The 4,883-nt window shown below is 35.2% G+C and carries 3 protein-coding genes and 1 pseudogene; 3 read left to right on the top strand and 1 reads right to left on the bottom strand.

Annotated features, from left to right (window positions below):
* Both FC37_RS08870 and FC37_RS08865 read left to right on the top strand, forming a co-directional pair.
* Nucleotides 1-569, top strand: a 569-nt coding sequence (locus FC37_RS08870) for an IS982 family transposase (protein ID WP_056945619.1), incomplete at its 5' end; no start/stop codon positions are given.
* 514 nt (nt 570-1,083) lie between these two features.
* On the top strand, nt 1,084-3,192 hold the full coding sequence (locus FC37_RS08865) for an SLAP domain-containing protein (RefSeq protein WP_025006475.1): 2,109 nt from the start codon (nt 1,084-1,086) through the stop codon (nt 3,190-3,192).
* A gap of 228 nt (nt 3,193-3,420) precedes the next feature.
* Here FC37_RS08865 and FC37_RS08860 read toward each other — a convergent pair.
* Nucleotides 3,421-4,587, bottom strand: a pseudogene (locus FC37_RS08860) (IS256 family transposase).
* Nucleotides 4,588-4,767: 180 nt separating this feature from the next.
* On the opposite strand from FC37_RS08860, the gene FC37_RS08855 reads away from it, so the two are divergent.
* Nucleotides 4,768-4,883 (top strand): pyridoxamine 5'-phosphate oxidase family protein (locus FC37_RS08855; protein WP_162255098.1); only part of this gene is annotated, 116 nt, incomplete at its 3' end.

The raw sequence follows: 4,883 nt of genomic DNA, 5'->3' as shown, positions 1-4,883 counted from the left end.
GACATGGCCTTAATGAGGAAGTAGATCTGTCAGGCGACATTTTGATTATTGATAGCGTTCCTGTGCCAGTCTGTCAGCCAATTCGCAATCGTCGAGCAAAGATCTTTCGCGGCTATGCCGATATTGGCTATAAGGCAACCAAAAAAATCTATTATTATGGTTTTAAGGTTCACGCTATTGTTAGCGACGACGGCTACTTGCTAGATTATATCGTAACCAAGGCCTCAGTTCATGATGCTAAGGAAACAGTAGAACTGATTACTAATGCTCCTCCTGACAATCGTTACCTTTTGGGCGATGAAGGATATTTGGGCAAAAACCTGCATCAACGCTTAGAGCAAATGGGCTATACGCTTTGGACACCATATCTTAAAAACATGAAGAATGATCAAAAGCACAATAAGCACTATTTAATGGCACTCAGAAGGACCATCGAGAGTGATTTTTCGCTTTTGTCTTACTACAACGCTGAAAATAATCGAGCTAGAAGTTTAGCAGGTTTTCAAGAGAGACTCGAAGTTGCCATTTTAGCTTATAATATGGCATATTGTCTAGAACGATTTAACTAGCACCACGCGTATTTATAATTATGTTCATAAGTATATGTATATGTATATTCATGCTTACTTGGGTAAAATTCGTGTTGAATATATAAAAAATGCAATCAAAAAAGGACACTATTTATGATTCAAAAGAGGAGGAAACCAGAGCTATTAATGTCGTTCGTAAAGAGCTCACTTGCTAATTGATGATAATGTCTAGAGATGCTAGAGTTTGAATTAATCATGAAGATCACCTTTCTTGATTTTTGGTCACTTCAAGTTTAGGTCTTCATGGCCTTTTTGTTTAACACTTAGTGTTGCACTTCAATTTTAAATCCGGGAATTTATGTTTTATCTATTCATTTTAGTCTAAGTGTATAATTTTTTGCGGTAAGTCAAATAAATATTTAAGAAATTAAGGTCAGACTAATGGTTAATAGCCTATTGCAAAAATATTGACACTTACGAATTTAAAAAAATCGTTATTTATACTAATAGCGATATAATAAAAGGGCTAGAAGATAATTTTTCGGAGGCAAAAATGAATAGAAACATTTTAATTACAATTAGTGGGGCTGCGCTGTTATCATTTGGATTATTAACTGGTGTAACTACCAATAGTGAAGTTAGTGCCGCTGTAAAGGTGGGACAGAGTAATAGGTTAGAGCGTAATGCCTATATTTATAACAGTCAAGGCCATAGGACAAAGAAGAATGTTTGGAAGCATGGTAAGAAAGTCCTGGTTTTAGGGGAAAAGACGATTAAGGGAAAGAAATATGCTAGAATTGGAAGAAATCAGTATATTCGTCTTACGAACTTTAAGAAATACAATACTAGCTCTAAGCCTACTGCTTTGCTCAAACATAATGCTTATGTTTTTGATAAAAATGGCAGACGAATCAAAGTGGCTTCTTTAAAGAAAAACAAAATTGTTACTATCTTGGGCACTCGATACATTAAAGGCAAGAAGTACTATAAGATTGCTAAAAATCGTTTTATCAAGGCTGCGAATGCTACAACATCAATTGTTAATAAGACAAGTAATAATCGGAATAACCTAAATCAAAAATCTACTGGTAATAATACGAATACAGGTAATGTTACCAACAATAATTCGACTTCGGTTAATTCTAATGCCGCTAATAATGCAGGTACTGTTGTAACAAATACGGTAAATGGGTCAACTGTATCTTCAAATGTAAACAGTGGTTCTACTGTTAATGCAAGTAGTAGTACTAGTTCATCAACATCTTCAGAGAAACCAACCAATGTAGAGAATACGAGCAGTGATTCCTCTGATTCAGAAAAAGGATTAAAGGTATTACATACTTCATATGTTTTTGATAAAGCAGGAAATCATATTTTAGGTAGATATGCTATCAAAGGTAGTATGGCTTACGTTAAAAATACAGCACTGATTAATGGCAAGCAATATTATGGCTTAGTTGGAGACGATGATGATAACATAATTGGTTATGTACCTGTATCTGCTTTTGATAAAAATGCTACTGGATTAAAAGTAACAGTTTCTGATAAGAGTTTTATTCAATATAAGAAAGATATTGATCAATTAAGTAGTGGTATTTTTAACAGTTTCGCTTATGATTTGTCCTCTCCTGCTAAAAAGAATGCTTATCGTGCTGCATATTCTGCCGCATATGAAGTTGGTAATTTTAAGTATTCTACTGTTGAAGATATGGAAGCAGCTAAAGCTAATTTAAAGCAAGCTATCAAAGATCTGGACGGGAAACCGGTGGTAGTTGAAGGAACTTACGATAACTATATATTGACAAGTACACAAAAATCTCAAATTCTAGCTTTGGTAAATAAGGAATATAATGTTACCGACGCTAGATTTGATCCTGATGGTAAGTACGTAATTTACACTCAAGATGCGCAAAGAAAAACTACTGATATAAGGCCTTTTATAAGGTTTGAAAACAAGGCAAGTTTCAATCCATTACAATATATGGGTAATCAAGTCGTTAAGCACGATTCCTTTGTCTACAATGATAAGGGACAGCGTGAGTTGGGAGAATTTGTTTCAAAAGGTGATAAGGTTCGAGTTTCTTCGTATACTAAGATAAATGGTCAGATTTATTATAGTTTTTATAATATTAATGGTAGCGATGTTTATCTAACCTCAGACAAATTTTTGCCAGTTAGTGTTTTTGAGGAGAATGGCAAAGACGAGAAGTTTGAGCCTGCGTCAAAAAAAGAATTTGATGATTTTACTAAATTCCTGAGAAATATGAATGGTCAAGTTTATAATCATGATATATATGAACTGTCTTCGCCAACTGATCGAGCCAATTATCAAAAAGCTTCTGGGATAGGGAGCCGAGTAGCAAATGATGATAGATCTTCACAAGCAGATATTGAAATTGTTGAAAAACAAATGAAGGCTGTCTTTGCAAAATTAAATGGCAAAAAAATTCAAATTGAAGGAAAACGAAAAGATCATAAATATACTAAGGAAGAGATTGAGCAAATCTTAGACTTAATTGCTAGGAGTCGTGGAATTAAAAATATCAAATATGTAGGGATATCCAATGATACCATTGAATATGTAGTCAACCATAAGAATGAGCAAGCTGACACGAGATTTTTTGTTCACTTCAGTGATGATGATAATAATTCATGGAATTAATGTTAATTAAAACGATGCGGTGAAGTTCCAGCCTGTTGTAAGTGTCAAATAAAAGAGTGCACTTAAAAGCCGTCTCGGTAATTGTTATACCGAGGCGGTTATTTTTGTGCTCTTAGTAAATTACGTGACTTTTTTGATTCTTTGTCGTTGCAAATAAGCTTCAAGAAGAGACTGTCAAGAAGTTTGTGTAAATAATCTCTCTCGTTGATTGACTTTTTTATTTATCTTTTAATCAAAATAGGATTCTAGAGTGTCTCGAACTTGCCCAAATCCTTTATGAATCCTGTTAAAGTAACGGTCATTGTAATCCATTGCCTAAACTCCAATAAAGGTGTCAAGCGACTGCTCAGTTGGAAATTCTGTTTTAGGCTTGGTTTTCCGCTTAAGCCTGTTGTTAAAGGATTCAATCATGTTAGTTGAGTAAATTGAAGCTCTAATAGCTGGCGGATAGTTGTAAAAGGTTAACAGATCAGGCTCAACCTGTCTAAGATCTCTAACTACGTTTTTGTAGGCTTTTTCCCAGTTTTGATAGAATTCATGCAGCACCTGTACAGCCATTTCTTTGTTTGACTGAGTATGAATCTGCTTGAATTCATCCAGTGCTTTTTGTCGATCGTCAACCCACATTTTGGCATTGATATTACGCATGACGTGTACCAAGCGGCGTTGAAAATGCGCTTTAGGATAGGACTGGCAGATAGCCTCTTTCATGCCAACTACTCCGTCAGACAAGAAGAGCTCTACCTGTTCAAGGCCGCGACTCTTGAAGCCTTTGAGCATTTCGCTCCAAATCTCAATATTTTCAGTAGGCGCAATACAGTAGTCGATCACTTCTTTATGACCATTAGGTTTGATACCGATGGTGATATAAACTGCTTCGCGCTCATAAGTGACTCGCTTAAGAGGAATATAGGTGGTATCGAGATAAACGCAGAAGAACTTATCTGACAGATGTCGCTGATGATATGCCTCAACTTTGGGAATCATTTCTTTAGAAATATTGGAAACCATAGCTGGGGAATAATAGCCGCCATACATTTTCTCAATCAAATCAGCGATTTCTCGGGTTGTGACGCCCTTGGAATAGAGCTTGATAACAGTTTGCTCTAAAACATCAGTATGCCTTTTATAATCTGGCATAGTATGTTGATGAAACTCACCGTTTCTGTCTCTAGGAACTTTGATTTCTATTTGTCCGAATTGCGTATCAACCTTGCGGTAATAAGCACCATTTCTAGAATTTCCGGTATTCCAGCCATCGCGCTCATAAGGATTGTAGCCTAATTCGGATTCAAGCAGGTCATTGACAGCCTGTTGGAGCTTTTGTCTAAATAAATCATTAATTTTATCCTGATTGAATAGAGCATTAGCCATATCTTTGGTAAAATCATTCATGAAGGAATCTCTTTTCTAGTATGTTTTTCGTTCAAATCAATCATACGGGAAAAGGATTCCTTTTTCTAATATTCAGGGAAATAAAATTAAGGAAATATCCATCCTTACACAAACTATTTTACGGTCTCATCAAATTGATGTATACTTAGTATATCGATAAATTGAAAGGATGTATTGTCTATGAAAAAATTAAACACTAACAAACTTACTGAAGAACAAGCAAACCTTTTCAAGAATAATTTAGTTTACTTATCAACTGTTGATGCTGATGGTAACCCACAAGTTGGTCCTAAGGG

It is taken from the genome of Lactobacillus gallinarum DSM 10532 = JCM 2011 (assembly GCF_001434975.1).
GTDB classification, from domain to species: Bacteria; Bacillota; Bacilli; order Lactobacillales; family Lactobacillaceae; genus Lactobacillus; species Lactobacillus gallinarum.
The sequence above is the reverse complement of the archived record's forward strand: the minus strand, read 5'-3'. Positions and strand labels throughout refer to the sequence as shown.